Source organism: Flavobacterium plurextorum (genome assembly GCF_024638035.1).
GTDB lineage: Bacteria > Bacteroidota > Bacteroidia > Flavobacteriales > Flavobacteriaceae > Flavobacterium > Flavobacterium plurextorum.
In genome coordinates this window covers 789,413-816,187 of the sequence record NZ_CP100442.1, presented here as the reverse complement: position 1 = coordinate 816,187, position 26,775 = coordinate 789,413, and the positions used below count along the sequence as shown (strand labels likewise).

At 33.1% G+C, this 26,775-nt stretch carries 19 protein-coding genes and 1 pseudogene; 12 read left to right on the top strand and 8 right to left on the bottom strand.

Features of this window, described 5'->3' with window-relative positions; translation table 11 throughout:
- Nucleotides 1–76: 76 nt before the first annotated feature.
- The 3 genes from bioD (at nt 77) to NLG42_RS03815 (ending at nt 3,301) form a co-directional block, all read left to right on the top strand.
- Complete coding sequence (gene bioD, locus NLG42_RS03825) at nt 77–694, top strand: dethiobiotin synthase (RefSeq protein ID WP_089057169.1); 618 nt, start codon at nt 77–79, stop codon at nt 692–694.
- Nucleotides 695–757: 63 nt separating this feature from the next.
- Complete coding sequence (gene bioA / locus NLG42_RS03820; RefSeq protein WP_257683047.1) at nt 758–2,029, top strand: adenosylmethionine--8-amino-7-oxononanoate transaminase; 1,272 nt, start codon at nt 758–760, stop codon at nt 2,027–2,029.
- A gap of 102 nt (nt 2,030–2,131) precedes the next feature.
- Nucleotides 2,132–3,301, top strand: coding sequence for a beta-ketoacyl synthase N-terminal-like domain-containing protein (locus NLG42_RS03815; RefSeq protein ID WP_257683046.1), 1,170 nt, complete (start codon nt 2,132–2,134; stop codon nt 3,299–3,301).
- A gap of 76 nt (nt 3,302–3,377) precedes the next feature.
- On the opposite strand, the gene NLG42_RS03810 is transcribed toward NLG42_RS03815, so the two are convergent.
- Together NLG42_RS03810 and NLG42_RS03805 are read right to left on the bottom strand one after the other, a co-directional pair.
- Nucleotides 3,378–7,577 (bottom strand): T9SS sorting signal type C domain-containing protein, encoded by a 4,200-nt coding sequence (locus NLG42_RS03810; RefSeq protein WP_257683045.1) that lies wholly within the window; start codon nt 7,575–7,577, stop codon nt 3,378–3,380.
- Nucleotides 7,578–7,961: 384 nt separating this feature from the next.
- Nucleotides 7,962–8,432, bottom strand: coding sequence for a regulatory protein RecX (locus tag NLG42_RS03805; protein ID WP_089057165.1), 471 nt, complete (start codon nt 8,430–8,432; stop codon nt 7,962–7,964).
- A 385-nt stretch (nt 8,433–8,817) separates the two neighbouring features.
- Between NLG42_RS03805 and NLG42_RS03800 the strand changes: the two genes are divergently transcribed.
- Entirely contained in the window at nt 8,818–10,551 is a 1,734-nt protein-coding gene (locus NLG42_RS03800) for a beta strand repeat-containing protein (RefSeq protein WP_257683044.1), read from the top strand.
- Here NLG42_RS03800 and NLG42_RS03795 read toward each other — a convergent pair.
- Nucleotides 10,548–11,722, bottom strand: a pseudogene (locus NLG42_RS03795) (IS3 family transposase). The gene NLG42_RS03800 and the pseudogene NLG42_RS03795 overlap by 4 nt on opposite strands.
- A gap of 226 nt (nt 11,723–11,948) precedes the next feature.
- On the bottom strand, nt 11,949–12,878 hold the full coding sequence (locus tag NLG42_RS03790) for a bifunctional riboflavin kinase/FAD synthetase (RefSeq protein WP_257683043.1): 930 nt from the start codon (nt 12,876–12,878) through the stop codon (nt 11,949–11,951).
- Between the two features lie 199 nt (nt 12,879–13,077).
- Between NLG42_RS03790 and NLG42_RS03785 the strand changes: the two genes are divergently transcribed.
- Nucleotides 13,078–15,753, top strand: a complete 2,676-nt coding sequence (locus tag NLG42_RS03785) for a zinc-dependent metalloprotease (protein WP_257683042.1) — start codon at nt 13,078–13,080, stop codon at nt 15,751–15,753.
- Between the two features lie 32 nt (nt 15,754–15,785).
- On the opposite strand, the gene NLG42_RS03780 is transcribed toward NLG42_RS03785, so the two are convergent.
- The gene (locus tag NLG42_RS03780; protein ID WP_089057157.1) at nt 15,786–16,406 is read right to left on the bottom strand and encodes a ComF family protein; all 621 of its coding nucleotides are present in this window, start codon (nt 16,404–16,406) and stop codon (nt 15,786–15,788) included.
- Between the two features lie 161 nt (nt 16,407–16,567).
- Between NLG42_RS03780 and NLG42_RS03775 the strand changes: the two genes are divergently transcribed.
- The 5 genes from NLG42_RS03775 to NLG42_RS03755 all read left to right on the top strand — a co-directional run bounded on the left by NLG42_RS03775 (nt 16,568) and on the right by NLG42_RS03755 (nt 22,491).
- The gene (locus NLG42_RS03775) at nt 16,568–18,109 is read left to right on the top strand and encodes a glycine--tRNA ligase (protein WP_089057156.1); all 1,542 of its coding nucleotides are present in this window, start codon (nt 16,568–16,570) and stop codon (nt 18,107–18,109) included.
- A 285-nt stretch (nt 18,110–18,394) separates the two neighbouring features.
- Complete coding sequence (locus NLG42_RS03770; protein WP_089057155.1) at nt 18,395–19,204, top strand: LytR/AlgR family response regulator transcription factor; 810 nt, start codon at nt 18,395–18,397, stop codon at nt 19,202–19,204.
- Between the two features lie 174 nt (nt 19,205–19,378).
- Nucleotides 19,379–19,639 (top strand): hypothetical protein, encoded by a 261-nt coding sequence (locus NLG42_RS03765; RefSeq protein ID WP_099717965.1) that lies wholly within the window; start codon nt 19,379–19,381, stop codon nt 19,637–19,639.
- Between the two features lie 124 nt (nt 19,640–19,763).
- Complete coding sequence (locus tag NLG42_RS03760) at nt 19,764–21,803, top strand: tetratricopeptide repeat-containing sensor histidine kinase (RefSeq protein ID WP_257683041.1); 2,040 nt, start codon at nt 19,764–19,766, stop codon at nt 21,801–21,803.
- On the top strand, nt 21,793–22,491 hold the full coding sequence (locus tag NLG42_RS03755; protein WP_257683040.1) for a response regulator: 699 nt from the start codon (nt 21,793–21,795) through the stop codon (nt 22,489–22,491). The genes NLG42_RS03760 and NLG42_RS03755 overlap by 11 nt, the downstream gene beginning before the upstream one ends.
- Nucleotides 22,492–22,562: 71 nt before the next feature.
- Here the strand turns inward: NLG42_RS03755 and thiL are convergent, their stop codons facing one another.
- Nucleotides 22,563–23,609 (bottom strand): thiamine-phosphate kinase, encoded by a 1,047-nt coding sequence (gene thiL, locus NLG42_RS03750; RefSeq protein WP_257683039.1) that lies wholly within the window; start codon nt 23,607–23,609, stop codon nt 22,563–22,565.
- A 251-nt stretch (nt 23,610–23,860) separates the two neighbouring features.
- On the opposite strand from thiL, the gene NLG42_RS03745 reads away from it, so the two are divergent.
- Nucleotides 23,861–24,340 carry a DinB family protein gene (locus NLG42_RS03745; protein ID WP_257683038.1) on the top strand — a complete coding sequence of 160 codons (480 nt, stop codon included), beginning with the start codon at nt 23,861–23,863 and terminating at the stop codon, nt 24,338–24,340.
- Between the two features lie 49 nt (nt 24,341–24,389).
- The gene (locus tag NLG42_RS03740) at nt 24,390–24,887 is read left to right on the top strand and encodes a DinB family protein (RefSeq protein WP_257683037.1); all 498 of its coding nucleotides are present in this window, start codon (nt 24,390–24,392) and stop codon (nt 24,885–24,887) included.
- A gap of 40 nt (nt 24,888–24,927) precedes the next feature.
- On the opposite strand, the gene NLG42_RS03735 is transcribed toward NLG42_RS03740, so the two are convergent.
- Both NLG42_RS03735 and NLG42_RS03730 read right to left on the bottom strand, forming a co-directional pair.
- A complete protein-coding gene (locus tag NLG42_RS03735) occupies nt 24,928–25,887 on the bottom strand; it encodes a helix-turn-helix transcriptional regulator (RefSeq protein ID WP_257683036.1) in 960 nt (319 codons plus the stop codon).
- Between the two features lie 113 nt (nt 25,888–26,000).
- A complete protein-coding gene (locus NLG42_RS03730; RefSeq protein WP_089057148.1) occupies nt 26,001–26,615 on the bottom strand; it encodes an outer membrane beta-barrel protein in 615 nt (204 codons plus the stop codon).
- Between the last annotated feature and the right edge of the window lie 160 nt (nt 26,616–26,775).

Sequence of the window (26,775 nt, the reverse complement as noted above, 5' to 3'; positions counted from 1 at the left end):
GGTACTTTTGTTGAAATTATTCTATAGCTGTTTAGAATTAAAATGACTTTTTGAATAGTTGTGAAATAAGAAAATTATGAAAATATTTGTTACAGGAATTTCAACAGATGTTGGAAAAACAATTGCGTCTTCTATTATTGTTGAAGCCTTAGAGGCTGATTATTGGAAGCCTGTTCAGGCAGGAGATTTAGATAATTCAGACAGTCATAAAATCAAAATCAAAATCTCGAATAATAAATCTCAAATTTTCGAGAACAGCTATAAATTGAATACGCCTGCAAGTCCGCATTTAGCTGCAGAGATTGACGGGATCAAAATTGACTTAGAGCAAATTCAGGAACCTAAAACCAATAATCATTTAGTTATTGAAGGTGCAGGAGGTATTTTTGTTCCTTTAAATGACAAAGATTCTATTATTGATTTAATTCAGCCGGAATATAAAATAGTGGTAGTTTCGAGACATTATTTAGGAAGTATCAATCATACTTTATTGACGATTGAAGCAATTCAGAATCGAGGTTTTGAAGTTGCTGGAATTATCTTCAGCGGAAGCGAAAATAAAGCAACAGAAAGTATAATTCTAGACAGAACAGGGATTAAGTTCATTGGAAGAATCGACGAAGAACCTTATTTTGATCAAAATGTAATTCGCGAATATGCTGATTTGTTTCGAGAGAATCTATTAAAAATGTAAAATGTGTTTTGTAAAAAGCAAAATGCTTTCATTTCACTTCTAACGTAAAAACATGTCACCACTATGACTTTAACAGAAAAAGACAGCCGATATCTTTGGCATCCTTATACACAGCACAAAACAGCTCAAACTCCAATTGCAATTTCTAGAGGTGAAGGCGCTTTATTGTGGGATGAAAACGGTAAAGAATATATTGATGCAATTGCATCGTGGTGGGTAAATCCTTTTGGACACAGTAATAAATTTATTGCCGATGCTGTTTATAAGCAATTAACAACTCTAGAGCATGTTTTGTTTGGCGGTTTTACACATGAACCAGCCATAAAAGTAGCAGAAAAGCTGATTGAAATTTTACCGAAAAACCAACAGAAGATCTTTTTTTCTGATAATGGTTCTACCGCAGTCGAGGTAGCGATAAAAGTAGCTTTACAATATTTTTTCAATAAAAATGAAAAGCGTACTACTATAATTGCTTTCGAAAATGCTTTTCATGGTGATACTTTTGCGGCAATGGCGGCAAGCGGAATCTCTTTTTATACACAGGCTTTTCAGGGAATGTTTATTGATGTTGTTAGAATTCCGGTGCCGATAAAAGGACAGGAACAGGCAAGTTTTGATGCTTTGACGAATGTAATTCAAAATCATAATTGTGCCGGTTTTATATTTGAACCATTGGTGCAAGGTGCGGCAGGAATGGTAATGTATGAACCAGAAGCGCTGGCAAAATTAATTCAGATTTGTGCGGCAAATAAAGTGCTGACAATTGCTGATGAAGTTATGACTGGTTTTGGTAAAACAGGAAAAACATTTGCAATGGATTACGTTTCTGAAGAGCCAGACATGATTTGTTTGTCTAAAGCCTTAACTGGAGGAACTATTCCTATGGCAATTACGACTTTTACGCAAGATATTTTTGATGCTTTTTATGATGATGATATTAATAAAGCATTGTTTCATGGGCATACTTTTACTGCAAATCCAACAGGTTGTGCTGCAGTATTGGCAAGTATAGACTTATTGCAAACTGCGGAAATGCAGGCCAACATTGAAAGAATTAATGCGAGTCATTTAGAATTTCAAAAGAAGATAGAAAACCATTCGAAAGTAATTACCGCCAGAACATTGGGAGTTATTTTTGCAGTTGAAATTAAATCAGATTCAGAAGAAAGTTATTACGGGTCGATGCGAACAAAGCTTTATAATTTTTTCATTGAAAACGGAGTAGTTCTTCGTCCAGTTGGAAACATTGTTTACATTCTTCCGCCTTATATTATGACTAATGAACAGCTTCAAAAAGTATATAAAATAATTGAAGAAGCCATTGAAATGGTCTAGTTCTCTAGGTTTATTTAGGTAATGATCTGGTTTTATTTTTTACTTTGAAACTCTGTGAACTTTGTATAAACTTTTGCGAACTTTGCGGTTAAATAAAATAATGTGAATACACAAAAAATCTCCATAACAGCTTTTTCATCTATTTCTCCTTTAGGAAGCAATAAAGATGAAGTTTGGAAAAAATATCTAGACGGAAAACATTGTTTTACTAAACAATTTTTAGATCAGCAAGATACTTTTATTGCGGCTTTGAGTACGGATTCAAAGGAATTGATTGCTCAAATACGGGAATCAGATCCTAAATATAAGTTTTTAGACGATTCAGTTTTGTTTGCGTTGGCTGCTTCACGAAAAGCAGTTCAAAATGCAGGTTGGAGTTCCGAAGATGTTTTTGGTATAAACATTGGATCTTCAAGAGGTGCTACAGATTTGTTTGAAAAACATTATAAAGAGTATATCGAAACTGGAAAGGCACAGACTTTAGCATCACCTACAACAACTTTGGGGAATATTTCTTCATGGATTGCACACGATTTGCAAAGTGATGGACCTGAAATTTCACATTCAATAACTTGTTCAACAGCATTACATTCACTTTTAAATGGTGTAGCATGGTTGAAATCAGGAATGTCTGATAAGTTTTTGGTAGGAGGCAGTGAAGCGCCTCTTACAGATTTTACTATCGGACAGATGCGTGCGCTAAAAATATATTCGCGTATCGATCAAGAAAGCGATTCTTGGCCCAATCTTGCTTTTGATTTTGAGAAAACGCAAAACACGATGATTTTGGGCGAAGGCGCTGCAGTTTGTTGCCTAGAATCTGGAGAAAAAGAAAATGCGATTGCGTATGTTACAGGAGTGGGTTATGCAACTGAAATTTTAGAACATAATATTTCAATTTCGGCGGAAGCTGACTGTTTTCAGAAATCTATGAAAATGGCTTTAAAAGATACCGATTTAGATAGTGTAGATGTTATTGTGATGCATGCGCCAGGAACAATTAAAGGCGATTTGACAGAACTTCGTGCAATTGAAAAAGTTTTTGGTTCCAAACAGCCTTTGTTGACGACTAATAAATGGAAAATTGGACACACTTTTGGAGCTTCCGGAATATTGAGTTTAGAGCTTGCGCTTTTAATGATGGAACATGATATTTTTGTCGAAACTCCTTTCTCAAAAAGAATAACTAAAGACAAACCAATTAAAAAAGTCTTGATTAATGCGGTTGGCTTTGGCGGAAACGCTGTTAGTATTTTAATAGAAAAGCCATAGTTTTAATTCATAAAACAAAAAAATCCATTTATCATTAGGTAAATGGATTTTTTGTTTTCTATAAAGAAGAAGTGCTTTATCTGTAAATGATTTTTCGGGTTGTAGAGAAATCATTTTCTAAAATTGTTTTTACAAGCAGAATCTGATTGCCTGATTGCAGATTTGAAACAGTATGTTCTGTACTTCCTACTTTCTTTTTCTGATATAGAAGTTTTCCTGAAATATCATAAATAGAAACTTCTTTAATTGATTCTTTAGAGGTAACTAATTTTATTGATTTGTCTTTTACAGCTACTAAAAGTCCGTCTTCAATGTTTTCGAAATCACCAGTGCCTAATGTTTTACCAGTAAAGCGCAATACAAATCTTTTATCGAAGGTTCCGGCTGCCGTACTAAAGGTGTAATTAGCCGCTGATAAATCATGAATAACATCAGTTGTTTTATCTTCTAAATAAACGACTTGGTTATCAAACAATCCGTCGACATGATCTATCGAAATTGTAAATTCACCACCAATTGTAGCTTTATAACCAAGCGATATTAAATCGTTCTTGTCAAAAGGAAGCGCACGACCCTGAATTGCCATTAAGTCGGTATCAACAATGCTGTAAAAATCTAAATAAGCATTTTCGTCAAGTGTCGATGCATCATAATTAAAATCCCAATTGTTTGTTGCGCCCTCAACATAACCAATCAAAGTTTGTTTAAAAGCACCGCCTGCATTACTGCAATTTAACCATAAACGACTTTTTTCAGTTTTAGCAGTTTGTGCTTTTTTGAAAAAGGCTGTGTTTTTACCGCCTAAACGCATATCATTGTTAAAAACAATTTTAGTTGCAGCATTTGGATAAATAAAGAAACCTTGTCCCGCAGCAATATTTCCGTTGTTAGTTCCTTTAGGATCTGTTACTGTTCCGCCAGTTCCTGTATAAACGGCATAATCATCACTTGAATAATAAGACGAAACATCGTTAGGATTATTTGTTTTAGAAGGCGGTAATCCGTGTGTCCAGAAATATAATGGTCCAATATGATCGTAAGTACTCATTAATTCATCAGCGCTGATAGATGATGGATATGGATTTCCAATTAAATTCCAATGATCTGCAGTTGGCGTAAAAGGAATATCTCCATTATTCGGAATCCCAACAAAAGATGCAGTGTATACTTTTTTATTCGTAATAGTCACGTCATAAGTTTGTGGTGCTCTAACATTGTATCCTCTTCCTGGAATCATAACTTTTGCACCATAAGGATGTATTACCCATCCTGAAAATGGGTCATAGCTTGTATATTTATCGCCTAAAGTATCAGGAGATAAATTGTGCAGTGTAAAAGCAGAAGCTTCTGTAACTGGTGATGACCAAAAAGTAATGTCATAACGATAAACAGGAGTTGTGTTTCTTTGAAGCTCAAAAGACTTAAAATCTCCCGAATAAGATGTTTTACTGGTGTTGCTCTGCATTAAAGAACCTCCATTTTCGATTAGTAATTTTCCTTTGGAAGCTACCGTTATATTTTCATTTACGGTTAAAGTACGGTCAGAAGGAACAGTAAGAGTAACCTCAGAGTTTATCGTGCAAGAACAAACTTCAAGATCGGTCTTTAAAGTCATATTAGCTGCAATTGTTATTGCAGTATTTTTTGTTGGAGGTGTACCTGTTCCGTCGTAAATAGTTGGAATTTCAATAAATTTTACAGCAATATTAGCATTACCAGCATCTTCTAAAAGACGTATTTCAATTCTAGAATCTTTGTTTAGCTCGTAAATCTCACCTTTATTAATTATTGCTGAGGTTGTTGTGTGACTTTTTTGTTCAAAAATCTGATTATCATCAAGATAAATTCTTCCTACATCGTCACAATTTACAAGTTCTATTTGATAACGACCGCAAGGGAATCCTTGACGTTTGTAGGTAATAGTAAAATTGTTATCGGCTATAGCCGCACCCTGCCATCCTGAATAAGAAGAAGGTGATTGATCTGCATTCCAAAGCAGTTGAGTGTTTATGTCTAAATGGTTATCTACATAAGATCCAGCGTATGCAGAAGCGGGTAAACTTATATCGGGTACCGTAAAACCATAAACATTCCATTTATCAATACCATAAGGAAGTGCAGCGTCTCCCTTTATTTCTCCATATGAAAAAGAAACTCTTGCATCGCCTTTTTTCTCATAATATTCTAAAACAAAAGAATGAGGTTTACCGTCTAAAGAAATTTGCGCTGCATAAAGGCTATAGCTATGATCGCCCCAAGAAACTACAGGGCCGAGATCGATTAGTTTGTTGTCGATATAAAGTCTTACACCATCATCACCTCCAATTGTAAAATTGTATTTACCTGCCGGAATGGTAGTTTGCATCTTGTATCGAACAAAGAAAAGATCCGAGGGCGGTGTAATACATTTGATGTTGGTTGTTAATCCAGTTATTTGGTTTGAACCAACGTTTCTGTCAAACAATTTTGGTTCAGTAACAGTTCCTATGTAAGCAGCATCGCTGGAAATTGGTAAAGTTGTTGGAGTAGAAGGATTTGGAGCATTTTCACTGGTGTAAGTGTAGACATAACCAATCCAAGAATCAGTTCCAAATTTTGTTTGATCACCTTCAGGAATACAAGATTCAATTTCATGAGCTCCCATATATGGTTTTACTCTTTTTGTTCCGTCTATATCAGTAGGAACTTCAGAAAGTATTTTTCCAGACAAATTTTCATTATCGCTGTTATTTTTAGCTAAGTAAAGATCAGTAGTGTTTGCGAAAATTGGAGCAAAAGATTTTGATGCACCATCCTTCAAAGTTACTTCTTTCCATTTGTCAAGATCTAACTTTCGATTTGAAGAAGTGTAGTAACTGCCGAAACAACCTAAAAATTGAGTACTGTAATAATCATTATAATCTAAGTATGTAAAGTTATTTCGGTTTGATACTTCTGAAAAAATAGCAAAACGCATACTGCCCGAAGTCTGCATATTAGCAAAAATATTATTTCTAATATCCAAACCAGATCCGTCTTTAATGTATAACGCAGCCGATGATCCTGAGTTTTGATTTGAAGTAAGTTTTACACTATTGTGATAAAGTTTAATATTTGAACCGCTGTTAATATAAATTCCAAATCCATCCTGACTTGAAGCATTACCTCCACCATTAGATTTTACATCATTTACGAAGTTATTGTACACTAATTGGTCGTTTCCTGAAAAATGTATTCCTGCAGCAGTTGTACCTGATGTGGCAAAAACAGAAGTGATTCTATTTCCGTAAATTGTAGTTTGGTTACCTTCAGATTTTATTCCATAACTTCCATTGAAGCTCGAAGTTAAAGATGAAATGGTGTTTTCATTGATTAAATTGTTATTTCCTACAACGCAAATACCATAACCTAAGCCGTTTCCTGCACCATTTTCTATTTCTGAAACGAGGTTTTTAGTTAAAACTCCAGAATTAGAATTCTCTAAAAATATTCCGGAGTTTAGACTCTTTCCTCCGTATGAGCCAGGAAGTCTAACGCCTTTGATGATGTTGTTTGAAATAGTAAAGATGTTGACATTTTGCATGTAGATTCCTAAAAATGGTTTAGTATCATTGTCAGTAGAGCCTATTTTGTTCTTTTCTATTGTCCAGTTTGTGTTTGATTGATTTTGTCCGTTCACAATCACAGCCTGTTTAACATCTGTAAAAGTTACATTGCTTATAGTATTCGAACTATTATTGCCATTGCCTTCAACATTGCTGCTTCCAGCCAATACGCCAGTTGAATAAGTACCAATTTTTGGACCTAGAATGTTTAATTGAATAGTTAGATTTTGAATCTTGTTATTGTCAGCACCATTGTACAGCCAAATTCCCATTCTAGCATTGTAGCTGTCGTTTATATCAAAAGTATTATAGATTTTTAGGCTGTTATCTGTATGACCATTATTACCATCAATTATAATATTATCGGCTCCATCAAGAACAATGACTCCATTTTTAGAAAAATTTCCAGAAATTCTAATATTGGCACCCTCTTTTGGTTTAATTGTTAAGGTATTTGTGGCGCTTGATCCAGAGAGCGATTTTATGACAAGAGGAGTAGAGAGCAATTGATTTTCTTCTAATTGAAAAGTAACTGGTTTAGAAAGTCCCTTTTTGGTAATTTCAGTAATGGCACTTTCTAAAGTTTTAAATTTATCATTTGGATTTGAGTTACTAATAAAATAATCGCCGCTTAGAGCTTGTGAAAATCCAAAAAAAGGTAATAGTAAAAAGAAAAGTAGAGTTCTAATCATGCTAAATGTTTCTATCAGATTATTGTGCTGGAATATGGTTTTTTAAGCCGGCGCAAAGATAAATACATCTACGTCATTGACCTTTAGAGGGTTTTCAACTGACTTATATAATCGATGAAATGCCTAAATAGTCGACAAAGAGTAAAAGGAAAAATAAGGTTCAGTGGAAATTCCTATAAAACAAAGGCTTTTAAAACTGAAAAAAGCGCAATTTGGAGCCGTAATTTGAGTTTTTTTTAAAGAAAAAGCAGATAAAACGCGAGGTTGAGCGTTTATTTCGCAGAAGATATTCAATAAGTAATTATGAATTTTCTTATCAAATAAAGAGGTTTTTTCTAAAACATAGTAGTTTTTTAATGTCATTTTGTAAAATGACAGCTCGATTTAAAGGCTTTCTAAGTCTTTGGCCTTTTCATAAACCAGATTACTTTCATATCCTCTTCGGAGCATATAGTCGCAGAACTTTTTGCGTTTTTTTAATATATTTTTCTCCTGTATACTATTCCAAGATCTTTCAGAAAGATTTTCAAAAGTTTCAATATATTCTTCTTGAGAAATCTCTTTGAGTGCAAGAGTGATATTTGTACTGGAAATATTTCGAAACTTCAGTTCATTTGTAATTCTAAGCTTACCCCAATGTTTAATACGATGTTTTCCTCTGGCAAAACTGCAGGCAAAACGTGTTTCATTCAAGAAATTGCCTTCAATTAATTGAACCAGAATTAGATCAATTTCGTCAGAAGTCATTTTTAAACTGTAAAGTTTTGATACAACTTCATCATGACAACGCTCCTGATAAGCACAAAAGTGTTCTAATTTCTGTAAAGCTTCTTTCGGAGTGTGAATTGAATTCATGTGTTTTTTCTTTCTTTTTAACTATTATTGCTAAAAATAGTCATTTTGTTGTTAAATTTTTAAAGAAAATAGAGGTTATTCTTAAAAAGAAAACATGTAAAATGTTGTCTATATTCTGAAATTAAATATTTTTGTACTATAGAATTACACATTATAGACTGTGTGAAAAACAGAATATTAGCCTTTATTTTTTTTATGTAAATAAGATCCAAAGTTATTTATATCTAAAAGATAAATTGGTTGTGGTGGTTTCTATAAAACCAAAAACAAATTTAAATAAATCCCCCAATTTATTATGATTCAAAATTTACTTTTGAGTGTTGAATTTTTGTACCCCACAGCCAAAAAAACTTTTTCCCCAAGTTTAAGACTATTTTGTTTGGTGATGTTTTTTATTTTAAATGTTTCATTTGCCCAAACAACTAGAATAAGTACTGCATCTGGAGGTAATTGGAATACTCCAGGTACTTGGACGACAGGAGTGGTTCCTGCTGCAAATGACCCCGTAATTATTGTTTCGACAGCCACGGTTAATACAACTGCAAACCGGACATGTGCAGGTATTTCTATTCTGGGAACATTAAATTTGGCAACAGGTAATATACTTACGGTAAACGGAGATGTAAGTGGTACGGGAACATGGAAAGGAAATACCAATAATGATTCTGCACGAACCATTTCGCTAAATGGAAATTGGTCATTTACTGGTACATCTGCAGGGACTGGACCTGTGGCAATTTTTACAGGAGCAAATGTTCAAACACTCGCTGGAACAATTGGAGCCGCAGGAACACTTAATGTTAATAAAACAGGTGGTGCATTATCGCTTGCTAACGCATTAACAGTTGGTGTTTTTCAAAATACTGCTGGTACTTTTGATGCAAATACGTTTTTGCTTACAACATCTAGTGCACCAACTCTTACAGCAGGTACATTGAGAGTAGGAGCTTCAACTTGGGGAGGAAATTATTCATTTGCTTCTCCAACAATTCCAACAAATTTTACAGTCGAGTATTATAGTGCAACACCAACTATAAGTGCTGGATTTACATATCAAAATCTTACTTTTTCAGGAAGTGGTACAACTGCTGCTCCTTCAGGAAATTTAGTAATACAAGGAAACTTAGCTAATACAGGAACAGGAGTGCTAAATTTTAGTAATCGAGATGTTACCATTAGTGGTGGAAATACACAAAGTATTGCTGGTTTTACAACTAGCGGTACAGTAACGATGGCAAAAAGTGGAAATACTGCAACATTTATGGGAACTGTAAACGGAACAGGGTTGACAATAAATGGATCTGGAGGAAGATTGGCATTAGGAAACTTTACACATACTTTTACTGGTGCTTGGGCAATGTTGAATGGCACACTTGATGGAGACACAAGTACTTTAAGAATTGGAGGGGATATAACAGGAAGTGGTGGTAGTTTTTTAGCGGATAATGGAACTGTTGAATTATATGGTGCTAATCAAGCTTTTAGAAATCTAGGTTTTTATAATTTATTACTTTCGGGTACGGCAGGAGCAGTTAAAACATTTCCAGCTACGGCAGTTGCAATCTCAAATAATTTGATTATAAATACCGGAATAATTGCTAATTTAAATACGAATGCTGCTAATAATTTATTGCATAGCGCCAAAACATTGACATTAGGAGGTGGAATCAAGGCTTTAGGTATATGGGGGAGTACACTGTCTGGTGCAGTAAATAAAGATGATACATATTTTTCAGCTACTAGAGGAAGAATTAATGTGACGTCTACAACAACTTGTACTACACCAATTAATTACTCAGTAAGTGTAACGGCTTCTAATCTAAATCAAGCATATTGCAGTTCTGAAGCAGGATCGACTATAGGTTTAAGCGGGTCAGAAATAGGCGTGAGCTATCAGTTGTTAAGAGGTACTGTGAATGTAGGGTCTCCTTTATCTGGTACAGGTAATACTTTAGTTTTTGGAGCGTTTAATACTACTGGAACTTATACTGTTTTAGCTTCAAAAACAGCATCTTGTACAGCGACAATGTCTGGTGGTCCAGTTTTAATTTATAAATATAGTTCACCGCCAGTACCAAGTGCAAGTGGATATGCAAACAAAAACTGGAGAAAAAGTTAAGCTACATTTTTATAATTAGTTAGTTTATTAAATTCTTCAATTGTTTTATAGTTCAAAGCCGAATGTCTTCTTTTTTTATTATACCAAATTTCGATGTATTCAAAAATTTCAAGTTCCATCTGTTCTCTAGAAATCAATTTACTTCCATAAACCAATTCCGTTTTTAAAGATTTGAAAAAACTTTCAGCAACCGCATTATCCCAGCAGTCTCCTTTACGGCTCATACTTCTTGTGATATTTTTATAAGAATCCAATACATTAGTAAATTTTTTATTGGCATATTGGATTCCTCGGTCAGAATGGAATATTAATTCACTTGCAATTGTTCTGTTCTTTACTGCCATTTTCCAAGCCGTCATTGTAGTTTGTTTAGTGCTTAGTCCATTGCTTAAACTCCAGCCGACTATCTTTCTGTCAAATAAATCTAAAATGATGGTCAGATATAAAAATCCATCCTTTGTCTGTATATAGGTGATATCTGAAACCCAAGCCTTTGTTGGTTCGGTTACTGTAAATTCTCTTTTCAGGATATTTGGCACAACAAAATGATTATGTTTTGAATTGGTTGTTACTTTGAATTTTTTACTCAATTTGCTGTACAATCCTAACTGCTTCATGTATTTAGCTACAGTTATTCTGGATATCTGATATCCTTGGCTTTGGAGTTCCAGAGTAATTCTTGGGCTTCCATATCGTTGTTTAGCATTAAAGTATATTGACGTAATTTCTTCTTTAATCAGAGCAGTCTTCCTCTGTCTTTCTGATAGAATCTGTCGCTTCCAATTATAGTAGCTGCTTGGACTTATTTTTAAAACTTTGCACATCTTTTCAATCGAATATATTTTTTCATGGTCTTTTATGAAAAGATAAATCATCGACCTCCCTTGGAAAAGATGCTTATAGCCTTTTTTAGAATATCACGTTCTAATTCTGTTTCTTTTAATTTTTTTTCAAGCTCATGGATTTTTTCCTGTTCAGGGCTAAGTTTTAATTTTCCTTTCCCAGGAAAACTTCCTGTTCCAAATTCTTGGTAATCCTGACGCCATTTGTAAAGCAAAGGTGCTGTTATTCCAAGTTCCTTGGCTAATTGTGAGATATTATCTCTTTCATAACTTAATTGGACTGCTTTCTCTTTAAAATTGCGGTCATAAGTTTTACGATTATCTTTCATGCTCTAAAGTTAAGATTTAGTTCTTAACTAGAACTCCATGCTAAGTTAGCACATCCAATTCCGAGGAATATCAAAAAACCGTTGGTTATTTCTTTAGGTAGTTTCATAGTGGTTATTTTTAAAGAAGTTAATAGTAAAGTTTTGATAAACAGAGTTGTATATCAAATTTACTAAAAAAATAACTACGATGGTTTAAAATTAAAGAAAAGTATATCTTAAGATTTTCTTAGAATTGATTTATAAATGCAAGTGCATTTATTCGATCTTGATTTAACTGCTCTTTCAGTAAATCTATCGATCCAAACTTTTGTTCTTCACGCAGAAAATGCAATAAGGAAACCTCTATTTTTTTGTCATAAATATCAGCATCAAAATCAAAAAGATTCACTTCGATAGTTTGTTTTTGCCCATTTACAGTTGGATTAAACCCAATATTCATCATTCCAAAAACCTCCTTTTGATCGATAAGTGCCTTAACAGCATAAACGCCCGTTTTTGGGATCAGTTTATAATCCTCTTCAATCTCTATATTAGCCGTTGGAAAACCAATTGTTCTTCCGAGCTGCTTTCCTTTTACAATTTTACCGCTCAAAAAATAGTCGTAACCTAGATATTCATTGGCTAAATCCATTTTTCCGTCAGTAAGAGCTTTTCTAATTTTAGTAGAACTTACAGAGACATCTTGAATTTCTTGTGCTGAAATTTGTTCAACTTCGAAACCATATTCAGCACCATAAGCAATTAAATTATCAATATTTGCAGTTCGGTTTCTTCCAAAACGATGATCGTGACCAATAATTATTTTTTGAATATGAAATTGATCTACTAAAATCGAATGCACAAATTCTTCGGCAGTTAATCTCGAAAAACTTTCGTCGAAAGGGTGAATGATTAAATTTTCGATTCCCGTCGCTTCCAAAAGTTTTGTTTTTTCAGCAATTGTGTTTAAAAGTTTTATTTCTGATTTCTCCTGTAAAACCATTCTTGGATGCGGAAAAAAGGTAAGCACCAAACTTTCGTATCTGCCATTCTCGGTATTTTGAGTAATTCGTTCCAGAATTTTTTTATGACCAATATGCACACCATCAAAAGTACCAAGAGTTAAAATTGTTTTCTTGGTCGAATGAAAATCGTTTATAGAATGAAAGAGCTTCAAAACAAATAATTTAAGATGCTGCAAATTTATACTATCTATTTTAAATTTCAGGCTAAGGCGAATTGATTTTTTTTAAGAAGATTAAGTTTCCTTTGACGACAAAAAGTGAGACTTGTCGATTAAAAAATATTAAATGTCGGTTAAAAGTAAGAATTTGATTTAATTCCTTTAATTTTGATTTCGTAAAGAACATCTTGTCATGAAAAAAACACTACTATTCTTATTTTTACTTTTTAGTTGGTCAGGATTGCAGGCTCAAAGTGATGATTTGTGGCAGAAAGTTAATACGGCCTCAACTTTAAGTAAAAAGACAATAGTTTTAGATTCAGGTAAGCAGTATTATAAATTGAATACTGGTTTTTTAACATCAAAATTGGCAAAAACAACTGAAAAATCAGCAGTAAATAATACCGCAGAAATTACAATTCCAAATCCAAATGGAGTTTTAGAGCGTTTTCAAGTTTGGGAATCCTCAAATTTTGAACCTGAATTACAAGCCAAATACCCAGAAATTAGAGCGTATCAAGGAAGAGGATTAGATGATCAATCGGCTAGAATACATTTTAGTGTTTCTGAAAGCGGAATACAAACAATGGTTTTAAGAGTAGATAAAGCTGCCGAATTTATAGAAGAGAATCCAGAAAATAAAACCGAGTATGTTTTATTCACATCTAAAGATAAAACTTCAAAAGCTAAGCTGGATTGTAAAACATCAGACGAACTTATATCGAATACTAGTTTTGGTAAAACAGCAAAACCAGCAGCAAACACAAAAGTTTTCAAAACCCTGCGTTTAGCATTGTCTTGTACAGGTGAATATACAGCATATTTTGGCGGTACAAAAGCGAAAGCTTTAGAAGGAATGAATGCAACTATGACTAGAGTTAATGGAATTTTGAATAAAGATTTGGCCGTAAAGCTGGTTTTAATTGCAAATACCGACGCAGTAATTTATACCGATGCATCGACAGATCCTTATTCCGTTGCAGGAACAGGAGTTAAAGGAGCTTGGAATAAAGAAGTTCAAACTACTTTAACAAGCGTAATAGGTGACAATAATTACGATATTGGACATTTGTTTGGCGCTTCTGGCGGAGGCGGAAATGCAGGTTGTATAGGCTGCGTATGTACAAATCCAACTTCTAGCGATTCTTTGGCAAAAGGAAGTGCTTATACATCGCCAGGTGATGGAAAACCTCAAGGTGATACTTTTGATGTTGATTTTGTTGTACATGAATTTGGTCATCAATTAGGAGCAAGTCATACTTTTTCGTACGATTCTAACGAAAGAACTAATGTAAATGTCGAGCCGGGAAGTGGTTCTACAATTATGGGATATGCAGGAGTCAGCGGGGATTATGACATACAAGATAATTCAGATGATTATTTTGCATACGTAAGTATTCTACAGATTCAAAATAATCTTGCAGGGAAAAGCTGTCCTGTCAATACAAGTTTAACAAACAATCCTCCAGTAATTGATGCTGGTCTAGATTATACCATTCCAATTAGTACTGCATTTGTTTTAAAAGGAAGCGGTTCAGATCCTGATGGAGATACGGTTACCTTCAATTGGGAAGAAAATGATAATGCGATAACAACATCAGGATCAACGAGTATTGCTTATCTAACAAAACCAGACGGACCTTTATTTCGATCTGTAATTCCTAACAGTTCTCCTATTCGATATATGCCAAGGCTGAGTTATGTTTTAGACAACAGACTTACTACAACTTGGGAATCTGTTTCTTCTATTCCGAGAACTTTAAATTTTACTTTGACCGGGAGAGATAATGCTGTTTCAGATTCGGCACAAACCAATACAGATGCTATGGTAGTAAATGTAGTTTCTACTGCAGGACCATTTACCATAACTTCTCATAGTGGAATTGATGTAAGCTGGTGGCAAGGTCTAAGTGAAACAGTAACTTGGAATGTTAATAATACAAATACACTTCAGGGTTCATCACAAGTAAATATTAAATTATCTACAGATGGCGGTTTAACTTTTCCAATAGTTCTTGCGGCGAATACTCCAAATGACGGTTCTGAAACGATCACACTTCCAACAAGTGTGCCTTCATCAACTAATTGCAGAATATTGATTGAGCCGGCAGCTAATATTTATTATGCGTTAAACAGTAAACCTTTTGCGATCGGTTATACTCCATCAACCGCTTGTGCTTCTTATAGTTTTGGAAGTTCGTTTAGTATTCCAGGCGGAACTACTTTTACAACAAAAACCGTTAATGTTCCAGCTGCAACTGGTGCAGTATCCGATGTGAATGTTTCCGTCAATGTAACACACGAAAGAATGTCAGACCTTGAAATTCAAATTGTAAGTCCGAAGGGAACTGTGGTTCGCTTGTTTAATAAGTCATGTCCACGTTTAAATTCAACTTTAATTTTTCAATTTGATGATGCCGGTGCCGCTTTAGATTGCAGTAAAATAACAGAGCAAATTGTTATTCCTGTAGACCAATTAAGTATTTTTAATGGAGAAAATCCCGAAGGAAACTGGACTTTTGGAGTTCGTGATGCTGTTTCTGGAATGTTTGGAACCATTAATTCAGCTTCGGTAAATATTTGTACTCAGAGTTTTACTTTAGGACGTGATGATTTCGAAAATATTGATTTCGCACTTTATCCAAATCCAAATAAAGGCAGCTTCGCAATTCAGTTTCAAAGTCAGTCCTCATCTGGCTGTAAAGTATTTGTTCATGATATTTTAGGAAAAAATGTTTACGAACATACTTTTGAAAACACAGGAGTTTTTAATCAAAATATTCAATTGCCAAATATTGCAGCTGGAATCTATCTAGTTACCGTTATTGATGGAAATAGAAGAACAGTGAAAAAAATAATAGTCAATTAGATGGTGATAAAATATCTATTTGAAATTTCATTTTAAGAATTTGCCATCGCTAGACAGGCAATGCTGATTTTTGCTCCTTGAATTTTTAATAAAGCTCGAGAACAAGCTTCAAGAGTTGCGCCAGTTGTGAGTACATCATCAACGATTAGAAAATGCTTATTTTTATATTCTTCTTTTAAAATCACATCAAATATATTTTCAATATTTTCCGATCGTCCTAAAAGATTCTTTTTTGACTGTGTTTTTGAATATTTCGTTCGATATAAAACGGAATCATCGTATGGTATTTCTAGACCTTCGGCCAGTGTTTTTCCAAAAGAGGCAATTTGATTATAGCCGCGCTCTTTAAACTTTTTTGGATGCAGTGGAACAGGAATAATCATATCAAAAGGCGTTTTTAATTGCAGTTCTTTTAAATCTTCAACATACCATTTCCCCAGCACTGCGCCAATTTCTTCATGACCTTTGTATTTTAGATTGTGAATGAGTTCCTGAACAATTCCTTTTTTGTTGAAGTACACAAATGCCGAAGCGTGTTCAATTTCAATCTTGCCGTAAAACTTTTTTACAGCTTCATTATTTGAATCTAAACAATACTGAGTTAGAGGTATTTCATGACGACAACGAGTGCATAAAACGGTTTCGTTAGTCATTAAAACAGAGCGGCATCCAGAGCAAACTTTAGGGAAAAAGAGATCGATTATGAATTTAAACACAAATAGAAAGAATTTAGTTACAAAAATAAAGAAATTTGAACTTCAATCTTTGTAATTTTTCTTTTTTTTATAAGTACTTTTTATATTTTTGCATTACTATGGCAAAACAAGACGATTTATTTAAGAATGTGGTTTCGCACGCAAAAGAGTACGGATTTATATTTCCGTCAAGCGAAGTATACGATGGATTGAGTGCAGTGTATGATTACGCACAAAATGGTGTCGAATTAAAAAAGAATATCCGTGAATATTGGTGGAAATCAATGGTTCAAATGAATGAAAATATTGTTGGTTTAGACGCAGCAATATTAATGCATCCAACTACCTGGAAAGCTTCAGGCCACGTTGATGCTTTCAACGATCCATTAATTGATAATAAAGATTCTAAAAAAAGATATAGAGCCGATGTTTTAGTTGAAGATTATGCTGAAAAAATTAATCTAAAAGCTAAAAAAGAAATCGAAAAAGCAAAAGCTCGTTTTGGAGACGCTTTTAATGAAGAGGAATTTGTTACTACAAACGCTCGAGTAGTTGAATATTTGGCTAAAGAAAGAGAAATTAGAGAGCGTTTAGGACGTTCTTTAGGGAATGGAGATCTTGAAGATGTAAAAGCTTTAATCGAAGAACTTGAAATTGCTGATCCTGAAACGGGTTCTAGAAACTGGACAGATGTAAAGCAGTTTAACTTAATGTTTGGAACTAAGCTTGGAGCTTCTGCAGAGTCTGCAATGGATTTGTATTTACGTCCAGAAACAGCACAAGGTATTTTTGTGAACTTTTTAAATGTTCAGAAATCTGGTCGTATGAAAGTTCCTTTCGGAATCGCTCAAACCGGAAAAGCTTTTAGAAATGAAATTGTTGCAAGACAGTTTATTTTCCGTATGCGTGAATTCGAACAAATGGAAATGCAATTTTTTGTACGTCCAGGTGAGGAAATGCAATGGTACGAACATTGGAAACAAACACGTTTAAACTGGCACTTATCATTAGGATTAGGAAAAGATAATTACCGTTTTCATGATCATGAGAAATTAGCACACTATGCAAATGCTGCTGCAGATATTGAATTTAACTTTCCATTCGGATTTAAAGAATTAGAAGGAATTCATTCTCGTACAGATTTTGACTTAAAAGCACACGAACAATATTCTGGTAGAAAACTGCAATATTTTGATCCAGAATTGAATGAAAACTATGTGCCATATGTAGTAGAAACTTCAGTTGGTTTAGATCGTATGTTCTTGGCTGTTTTTGCAACATCATTACAAGAAGAAACATTAGAAGACGGTTCGTCAAGAACAGTTTTAAAATTGCCGGCAGTATTAGCGCCAACAAAAGCAGCAGTTTTACCATTGGTTAAAAAAGATGGTTTACCAGAAATTTCAAAAAAGATTATAGAAGACCTAAAATGGGATTTCAATGTTTCTTATGATGAAAAAGATGCTGTAGGACGCCGTTATAGAAGACAAGATGCTCTTGGTACTCCATTTTGTATCACTGTAGATCATCAAACTCTTGAAGATGAAACTGTAACAATTCGTCATAGAGATACAATGAAACAAGATCGTGTGAAAATAACCGAATTAAGAGGTATTATTGAAAACGAAGTTTCAATGAAAAATTGGTTGATGAAGATGTAATCTTTAGATGCTAAATAATACAAATCCCAAATTCCTATTAAGGAGTTTGGGATTTTTTTAATTTTAAATCATGCAATTCATCGGAGATTTTTGCATTTCATCAGTATGTGTTAACATTTTGGTGTAATGTATTAACAATGAAATGCTTAAAATATTGAAATTCGTATTTTTAAATGCGGATAAAATGAAAAAAAATAATTTTTTCTTAAAGTATTTATGAAACTGTTTTCTAATCTCAAATAGAAAGCGCTGGCAGGGATTAATGAAAAAGCAATATAAACTATCTTGAATAAGTATTCGTATATAATTATTGACGATGATGCTGAAAGTATTTCAAAAACCAAAACAATCGCTGAAGGTTTTTCGGAATTGTCTTTTGTAGCCTCAGCTTCTAATTATCAAGATGGCTTAAATTTGGTTTTAGAACATCGGCCATCTATTATTTTTTTGGAAATTGAACCCAAAGATAATTCAAGTAATTTATCGCTTACTTTTATTAATGAATTGCACAGGTTTTTAGACGCCGTTCCTCATATTGTTATTACCACACTAAAAACAGAACAGGCTTTTAATGCAATCAAATTTGGTGTGTTTGATTATTTAATAAAACCAATAATACCAGTAGAGTTATTGAAAACAGTTTTAAAGCTCAATAAGATAACCGAAGATTTAAATCTAAAAGCTTTTAAACAAGAAGTTTCTACCATAATTGCCTCAGATGCAAAATCTGGTCAAATATTTGATAGACCACTTATAATCTGTATTAAATCATATGGAGATCATCGCTATATAAATGCCGATGATATTGCATACTTTCAAGCCGATAATAATTCAACAGATATTTATTTAGAGTCTGGTGAAATGATAACAGCTTTTAAGACATTAAAGCATTTCGAGAACGTTTTAGTGTATCCGTTTATTCGAATTCATAACAGTTATATTATTAATCGAAATTACATTGCAAGAATTCATAGCGGACACTCAACATGTTACATAAAAAATTCCTTGAAAAAGATCCCTTTTTCAAAAACTTATAAATCAAATGTTGATTTAATTATCTCCGATTTTACTGCTGGAAATTATTTAGAAGTCTAACAATTAGACGATTACATTGATTTGATACCCATTGACTATCAATTGGGTATGTTTTACCATAAACCTGTTTTTTCGTATAAATTTTTTTTGATTACGGTGTTAGTTTTACACCATGATTCGCACTAAGCGATGAACTCCAAAAACAAATCAAATAAAAATTAAATACCTCAAATCATGAAAAAAACAGCTTTAACTTTCGGACTATTTTCTTTAGTAATGGTAGCAACTTCTTTTGCAGCACCAAAAACAGTTTCTCCTCTATTAGCTCAAAATCAGACAATAGAAAGAGATAGAGATACAGATGGTATGGGATCAACAGGAGGAAATAGAAAACATGATATTTTTATGAGTAATCAAGAATTAAAGATGAAAAATAGCCAATCAAATTTTTCTGATACGAATCAATCTTTAGGATCAAATAAAAAACTAGATTAAGTTTTAAAATAAAAAAATACAAAAAAAAAGCTGTCAAATTTTTGGCAGCTTTTTTTTGTGTTTATAGTTTTAGTATTTTTGGTGAAATTCAAACGATATATTGAGAAAGAACTACCAAATATTAATGTTTTTATTATTGTTTTTATTCTTTCTTGGTTGTACTAAGAAAAGTAACTTAGAAAGCAATACAAGTTCTCCAGAAGATAGTCTTCCTATTTATTTATCATTAGCCAATGATATAAATTTAAGTTATGATTTTAAACAAAAATATGCTCAAAAGGCATTTTCTATAGTAGTTAATAAGAAAAATGATTCTGTCAGTAGAGTTAATTTATTTAAGATTGCTAACCGGTACTATAATATGAATGATTTAAAATCATATAAAGTAATATCGCAGTTAGTTTTAGATAGGGCAATACTTGCAAAAGATTCTGTAAATATTGCAAAGGCATATACATATCTAGGGGATTACTATGGTGGTAAAGTAATTTCGGATAGTGCTTTTAGGAATTATTTTAAAGCTCAAAAAATTTATTTACGGATTAATGATCAATATAATTTAGCTAAAACACTAATAAGTAAAGCTAGCCTTCAGTATAATGAAGCAGATTTTTTTGGGAGTGAAATATCAGTTTTTAAAGCCTTGGAGATTCTAAAGAATCAAAAAAAAGTAAATGATCAGCTTTACGAATGTTATAATTTACTTGGTATACTTTATAATGAAAGAGAAGAATACACTAAAGCATTAGAATTTCAGAATAAAGCACTGAATACTTTAAATGATAAATCTATACCATTAGATTTTCAATTAAAAGCGACCTCATTAAATAATATAGGATTTATTTACCTGCGTTTGAAAAATTTTAAGCAGGCTATATTTTATTTTGAGAAAGGATTAAAAGAAGAAAATCTGTTTCAGGAAAAAACGGTTCTTTACGCGATGTTGTTAGATAATTTAGCTTATTCCAAATTAAAATCTAAGAGAACGGATGGACTTCCTGATCAATTTTATAGATCTCTAAAGATCAGAGATAGTTTAGGATTAAAAATGGCAATGATATCAAGTCAAATTCATTTATCGGAATATTTTGCAGAAAAAAAAGATACCTTTAGAGCTATTCAGTTTTCAAAACAGGCGTTGCTTATTTCACGCTCTTCAGATAAACTCAATAATACATTACAAGCTCTAAAGCAAATTGCCGTTGTAGATCCTAAAAACGCATCAAAATATTCTAAAGAATATATTCTGCTGAATGATAAAATGTTGAAAGCGGAGCGAAATATGGGAGAAAAGTTTTCTCGTATCGAATACGAAACGAATGAAATAAAAGACCAGAACTCGAACTTACAGGAAAAGAATAAAACCTTAGTTTATGTTTTTAGCATTTGCACATTATTAGGCTTGTTTTTTTATGTCTATAAAACCCAGCAGGCAAGAAACAGAGAACTGCTTTTTAAACAGCAGCAGCAAGTGGCTAATGAGGATATTTATAATCTCATGATCTCGCAGCAAAATGAGATTGAGGCAACTCGAATTCGAGAAAAGAAAAATGTTGCTCAGGAATTGCATGATGGCGTTTTAGGACGTATGTTTGGAATTCGAATTAGTTTGGACAGTTTAGATAAAGTAGAAGAAACCCTTGCGGCGCCAAAGCGAAAAAAATACTTAGCAGAGCTGAAAAGTATTGAAGAAGATATTCGCGAAATATCGCATGATTTAAATCGAGAGAAATCTGAACTCGTTAATAATTTTGTTTTAATTTTGAATAAACTATTTGAAAATCAAAGAAATACATACGATTCTAAATTGGTAACTTTTTTTGATTCTCAAATAAAATGGGAACTTGTAAGCAATACGGTTAAAATTAATTTGTACAGAATTGTTCAGGAAGCACTTCAAAATTGTAATAAATATGCAGATGCTGAAACGATAAAAGTCGAGTTTAAAAGTGAAATTGATTATCTCATATTGTCAATTATGGATGATGGAGTTGGATTTAATACCAGACGTAAAAAAAAGGGTATTGGTCTGCACAATATAGAATATAGAGCCGCAGAATGTAAAGGTACTGTTGCCATAAAGTCTGCCAAAGGAGAAGGAACACTTCTAGTTGTTAAAGTTCCGATAGATCAAAAAATTAACCTACATAAAAATGACATCTGATATCAATGCCCCAATTTCGGAATTAATAAAACCCAATATATTAATTGTCGATGATCATCCTTTTATTATTGAAGGATATAAGAATGCAATAACTCGCTATAACCCCAAAGAATACGAGTTTATAATTGCACAAGCACACGATTGTAAATCAGCGTACGATTTATTACAAGATGAGCATACGCCGCAGTTTGACATTGCTTTTTTAGATATCAGTATGCCCGCTTATGAAGAGAAAGATCTTTTCTCTGGCGAAGATCTTGCAAAAATGATTATTAAAAAAATGCCGCATTGTAAAATCATTTTGCTGACGATGTACACTGAATTGCTGAAAATAAAGACAATTATCAGGACAATTAATCCAAATGGGTTAGTGATAAAAAATGATTTAACCTTTGATGAATTGCTTTTTGCGTTTGATAAAGTAATGAAATGCGAAAAATATTATAGCCAATCAGTCGTAAAAATGCTAAATCAGTCACCGCATAATTCTATTGAAATTGATGAGTTTGATAAGCAGATTTTATTTCACCTTTCAAAAGGTACAGAACTTTCGGAAATGCCGCAATACATTGCTATTTCTTTAAATGAAATTCAAAGGCGCAGGATTGGCCTGCTTGAATTACTGAAAGTAAAATCAGGATCGAATGATGACTTATTAAAAGAAGCAAAGAGTAAAGGTCTCTTCTAAAAATAAAAATCCAAATTCCAGTATATTTTAAGTCATTGGAATTTGGATTTTTTTATTTGATTTTTTAAAACTTATTCACTCAAAGCATCCCAGCCGCGTGCTTTTAACGCAATTTTAGTATTAGCACGGGTTATCAAATGAATTCCTTCGCTTTCATCTGCCATATGTCCAATAATCGAAAAATTTGGATTTCCTTTAATCTTATCAAAATCATTAATGTCGATAGTGAAAAGAAGTTCGTAATCTTCACCACCATTAATTGCAACTGTAGTACTGTCGATATTAAACTCTTCACAAGTTGAAATAAATTGAGGATCTAAAGGAAGCTTGTCTTCATACAAATTACAACCTACTTTAGATTGTTTGCAGATATGAATGATTTCTGAAGATAATCCGTCAGAAATGTCAATCATCGAGGTTGGTTTTATTTCTAGCGCGTGCAAAAGAGTGCGAACATCTTTGCGGGCTTCAGGTTTTAGTTGTCTTTCGACCAAATAAGTATAAGGATCTAGATCTGGCTGGCTGTTTGGGTTTACCTGGAAAACCTGTTTTTCACGTTCCAAAACTTGTAATCCCATATATGCTGCACCAATATCGCCGGTTACAACTAATAAATCTGTTTGCTTAGCGCCATTACGATATACAATTTCATCTTCATCGGCTTCGCCAATAGCAGTTATGCTGATAATTAATCCTTTTTGAGATGAGGTAGTGTCACCACCAATTACATCTACTTTATACTCTTTTGCTGCATGCGTAATCCCTTCAAATAATTCTTCTAAGGCTTCTAGTGGAAAACGATTAGAAACGGCAACAGAAACAGTGATTTGCGTTGGTTTAGCATTCATGGCGCAAATATCAGATACATTTACCACAACAGCTTTGTATCCTAAATGTTTTAAAGGCATGTAAGCCAAATCAAAATGCACACCTTCTATTAATAAATCTGTAGAAACGACCACCTTTTTAGCCTTGAAATCAAGAACAGCAGCATCATCGCCTATACTTTTTAAAGTAGATTCTTGAGTAACATCAAAGTTCTTGGTTAAATGTTCAATCAAGCCGAACTCGCCTAATTGTGCTATACTGGTACGTTGAGGATTTTTATCTTCGATCATTTTTTTAAGTTCCAAAGTTTGTAAGGTGCAAAGGTACAAAGGTTTTTATTTATAAAGGAACAAAGTTTTTGAGGAACAATGCAACAAAGTTTTTGCCAGCAGAGGTACACTGCAGTGCGTCTGCGCACTGTATTTTCTTGTCGATTATCAAAAAAATAAAAGAAAATGCAAAATTATTTTTTCCTGCTGACAAACCGTTGTCACCGGCTCATTTTACTTTTGAAGTATAGAAATATTAAAACACTAAAATCATGAAAACATTAGAAGCACAAGTAATTACATCAGAAGAATTATTGAAACACTGGCAAGGACATCGCGCACTTACGCGTCATGTGATTGAGGCTTTTCCTGAAAAAGATTTTTTTGAATTCTCGATTGGAGGTATGCGTCCTTTTGCAAAATTAGCCGATGAACTTTTAGCTATTGCTGCACCAGCACTTAAATCGATCGTTAATCGTGACGTTCAGCCTTACACAGAAGGAACAGAAAAATTGATTTTTAAAGCACAATACCTTGAAAAATGGGACGAGGCAACAGAGGAAATTAATAAATATTGGGAGAAATTGTCGATAGAAGATTTTAATCAAAACTTTAATCTATTTGGACAATTTGAATTTCCAATCATCCAGAATATTTTGTATTTTATTGATAATGAAGTGCATCACCGTGGGCAAGGTTACGTTTATTTGCGAGCTTTAAATATTGAACCTCCATTTTTCTGGGAAAGATAATCAGATTACTTTTTAATTCGTTTAACTTCAAAAATCTAAATCGGCAACTATGAGTTTAAAAAAGATAATGTCTAATTATGCAGATTATAATTTATGGGTAAATCAACAATTTGTGAATTGGCTTACAACGAAATCTGATGATTTGCTTTATGCTGAGGTATCTTCAAGTTTTTCAAATATCATGAAAACATTGGATCATATTTGGTCTACAGAAGAATATTGGTTTTCGATCATTTCTGAAACTTCTCCAATAGAAAAGAAAGCAGAAAATGAATTGTCGAAAGAGGAAATATTTGCGGGACTATTAAATTCATCTGTAAAGTTGAAAGACATAATCCATTCATTGTCTGAAGAAGATTTGGTTAAAGAAGTTAAAATTAGTAATCCGTGGTTTGAGTGCGAACTTCCAATTTCTGATTATTTGCTTCAAGTTATTAATCATGGAACTTATCACCGAGGGCAGATTGTTACAATGGGGCGAAATATAGGAATTACAGACGCTTCAAATACAGATTACAATTTTTACAACGTTGTTAAACAGAAATAAATCAAAAAAAAACTCCTGAAGATTTCTCTCAGGAGTTTTTTTATAAAAGTCTTAATCTGTTAATTTCTAGTAATTCTAAAGCTCTTGTTTTTAATCTTTCGGGTTCTAGAATTTCGGCATAATCACCAAACATTAAAAACCAACGCGGGAATCCGCTCTCAATGTCTTTGCACATAAACGTCATTTCTATTTTTCCATCCACTTCTCTTTCTGAAATAAAACCATGATATTTTTTTTCAGTTCCTAAATAGCGGGAGATTTTTTTGTCAATCAAGATTCTGACTTTTGTAGTTGGAATAGTTTCGTTTTTAGATAAATAACTATCCAGCGAATTGTGCTCGATAGTAAAATTACAGTCGGTTTTCTGAATTCTTTGAATTCTATCAGTTCTAAATTGGCGATAGTCTCTTCGCAAATGACAATAACCTAAAAAGTACCAATTATTATGATCGTGAAAAACACCAACGGGTTCAATATTTCGTTCATTAGTTTCGTCACTTTCAAAAGTTTTGTATGAAAGCAAGATTTGTTTTTTCTCGGCAATACTTTCAAAAAGAACCGCCAAAGTATTCGGAGAATTGTCGTTAAACATTGGTTCTGCAGTCTGCATTACAACTTTAGATTCAATATTAGAAAGCCAGTCTTTATCGGTACTTCGAAGAACTGATTTCAACTTATACATTGCCGATGCATAATGATTTCCAAGAGCAGGATCAGTAAATTTTTGCATTAGCTTTTCGGCAGCAATAAAACTGCTTACCTCCTCACGTGTAACCATAACCGGCGGAAGTCTGTAGCCGTCCATTAAAGCATATCCTACACCAGCTTCACTGTAAATAGGAACTCCAGATGCTTCTAGAGTTCTAATGTCTCTATAAATAGTTCTTAAACTCACTTCAAATCGATCTGCTAATTCTTGTGCTTTTACAATCTTTTTTGATTGTAATTGAATAAGAATGGCAATAATTCGGTCAAATCTTTTTGGAGTTTCGTCGAGCATTTTTTATAGGTTCAAAGGTTCACAGGCTCAAAGTTACAAAGGTTTGATGTTTAAAGAAATAAAAAAGCTGTCCCAAATTGAGACAGCTTTTATAGGTAAATCGTAGAAACGAATTAAAATTTATACAAAAGTCCAAATTTAGGTTGATCAAAGATGTTTTCAAATAAGTTGATGTTTAATTGAAAAGTATCTGATGAAGGACCGTTTTCTGGAGAAACACTATTGTAAGATAAAATGTTAGCAAGAGTAAATGTAACCGCAATATTTTTGGTTAAAAAATAGTTTAACCCAACATTAATATTAGCGGTTAGACTATTGCTGTCGTCAGAACCTGCGCTTGTTTCAACTTTGTTTCGTCCATAACCCAGGCCAGCTTCACCATATGCTTTAAAGCGTTTCTTATCCAATTCAAGCACATAATATCTTGCAAATCCTCCAATACCAAATATGTTTGTTTTAGTATTTGTTGATTCATATTTGTTACTTGAATAATTTAATTGCCCTCCAACAGCAAATTTGTTACTAAGAAAGTATCCAAATTTAGGATTGAAAGCATAATAATCCTGATCGCCGCCAGTGCTAATTTGTATAGAACCTTCTACAAACATATCCCCATGTGCGAAAGTGATTCCTTTTGCAGTTTTCATTTCTGATTCAACTTCTTCTTGTTGAGCATTAACGAATGAGAAAGTTAACATCGATAAAATAATAAAAAATTTAGTTTTCATAATTATCTGGTTTTAAAGTTGTAAGATTACAAGTTATAATTTTTGTGTTAAATTCTGTGTCAATTTCGATGAACTGCATCAAAATCCTGCGAAGGGTGTTAATATTTTTATTTTTGTAACTTTTTACTTATATTTTTTTGTACTGAATTTAATTGCTTTT

What these genes read in the sequence shown, in the direction of transcription:
- bioD (WP_089057169.1), top strand. Translation starts at nt 77, where the DNA reads ATGAAAATATTTGTTACAGGAATTTCAACAGATGTTGGAAAAACAATT.
- bioA (WP_257683047.1), top strand. Translation starts at nt 758, where the DNA reads ATGACTTTAACAGAAAAAGACAGCCGATATCTTTGGCATCCTTATACA.
- NLG42_RS03810 (WP_257683045.1), bottom strand. Translation starts at nt 7,577, where the DNA reads ATGATTAGAACTCTACTTTTCTTTTTACTATTACCTTTTTTTGGATTT.
- NLG42_RS03805 (WP_089057165.1), bottom strand. Translation starts at nt 8,432, where the DNA reads ATGAATTCAATTCACACTCCGAAAGAAGCTTTACAGAAATTAGAACAC.
- NLG42_RS03800 (WP_257683044.1), top strand. Translation starts at nt 8,818, where the DNA reads ATGTTTTTTATTTTAAATGTTTCATTTGCCCAAACAACTAGAATAAGT.
- NLG42_RS03785 (WP_257683042.1), top strand. Translation starts at nt 13,078, where the DNA reads ATGAAAAAAACACTACTATTCTTATTTTTACTTTTTAGTTGGTCAGGA.
- NLG42_RS03780 (WP_089057157.1), bottom strand. Translation starts at nt 16,406, where the DNA reads ATGACTAACGAAACCGTTTTATGCACTCGTTGTCGTCATGAAATACCT.
- NLG42_RS03775 (WP_089057156.1), top strand. Translation starts at nt 16,568, where the DNA reads ATGGCAAAACAAGACGATTTATTTAAGAATGTGGTTTCGCACGCAAAA.
- NLG42_RS03765 (WP_099717965.1), top strand. Translation starts at nt 19,379, where the DNA reads ATGAAAAAAACAGCTTTAACTTTCGGACTATTTTCTTTAGTAATGGTA.
- NLG42_RS03760 (WP_257683041.1), top strand. Translation starts at nt 19,764, where the DNA reads ATGTTTTTATTATTGTTTTTATTCTTTCTTGGTTGTACTAAGAAAAGT.
- NLG42_RS03755 (WP_257683040.1), top strand. Translation starts at nt 21,793, where the DNA reads ATGACATCTGATATCAATGCCCCAATTTCGGAATTAATAAAACCCAAT.
- thiL (WP_257683039.1), bottom strand. Translation starts at nt 23,609, where the DNA reads ATGATCGAAGATAAAAATCCTCAACGTACCAGTATAGCACAATTAGGC.
- NLG42_RS03745 (WP_257683038.1), top strand. Translation starts at nt 23,861, where the DNA reads ATGAAAACATTAGAAGCACAAGTAATTACATCAGAAGAATTATTGAAA.
- NLG42_RS03740 (WP_257683037.1), top strand. Translation starts at nt 24,390, where the DNA reads ATGAGTTTAAAAAAGATAATGTCTAATTATGCAGATTATAATTTATGG.
- NLG42_RS03735 (WP_257683036.1), bottom strand. Translation starts at nt 25,887, where the DNA reads ATGCTCGACGAAACTCCAAAAAGATTTGACCGAATTATTGCCATTCTT.
- NLG42_RS03730 (WP_089057148.1), bottom strand. Translation starts at nt 26,615, where the DNA reads ATGAAAACTAAATTTTTTATTATTTTATCGATGTTAACTTTCTCATTC.